The organism is Methylobacterium sp. CCH5-D2 (assembly GCF_001556475.1).
Lineage (GTDB): Bacteria > Pseudomonadota > Alphaproteobacteria > Rhizobiales > Beijerinckiaceae > Methylobacterium > Methylobacterium hispanicum.
Map to the genome: position 1 here is coordinate 1 of NZ_LSIX01000940.1, position 847 is coordinate 847.

Annotated in this window: 1 protein-coding gene; it reads right to left on the bottom strand. The window is 71.4% G+C overall.

The annotated features are described in order from the left end of the window. Positions 1–847 (bottom strand): phosphoglycerate dehydrogenase (serA, locus tag AX737_RS25440; protein WP_066926287.1); only part of this gene is annotated, 847 nt, incomplete at both ends.

Here is an 847-nt window from a genome sequence, read left to right on the forward strand (position 1 = left end):
AGCTTGCGGGCGACCTCGGAGCCGATGCGCTCCTGCGCTTCTTCCGTCGAGCCGCCGATATGCGGGGTGAGGATCACGTTGGGCAGGCCCTGCAGGGGCGTCACGAAGCGCTCGGCGTTCGAGCCCGGCTCCTTCGGGAACACGTCCACCGCCGCCCCCGCCAGATGACCGTCGCGCAGCGCCGCGGCCAGGGCGTCGAGGTCCACCACCGTGCCGCGCGCGTTGTTGATCAGGTACGCCCCCCGCTTCATCCGCGCGATCTCGGAGGCCCCGATCATGTTGGCGGTCGCCTCCGTCTCCGGCACGTGCAGCGAGACCACGTCCGCCTGGGCGAGCAGCTCGCCCAGGCTCTCCACCGGCTCGGTGTTGCCGTGGCGCAGCCGGTCGGTGTGGTCGTAGAAGATCACCCGCATGCCCATCGCTTCCGCCAGCGTCGAGAGCTGCGTGCCGATGTTGCCGTAGCCCACGATGCCCAGCGTCTTGCCGCGCACCTCGACCGAGCCGATGGCCGACTTGTCCCACTCCCCCGCATGCGCGCCCACCGAGCGGGGCGTGATGCGGCGCAAGAGCATCACGATCTCGCCGATGACGAGTTCGGCCACCGAGCGCGTGTTGGAGAAGGGCGCGTTGAAGACCGGGATGCCGCGCCCGCGCGCGGCCGGCAGATCGACCTGGTTGGTGCCCACCGAGAAGCAGCCCACCGCCAGAAGCCGGTCGGCGGCCGCGAACGCCGCCTCGTCGAGCTGGGTGCGCGAGCGGATGCCCAGGATGTGCACGCCGCGCAGCGCCGCGTGCAGCGCCTCGCGGTCGAGCGCCTTCGGCAGACGCACCAGGTTCGTGTAGCCCG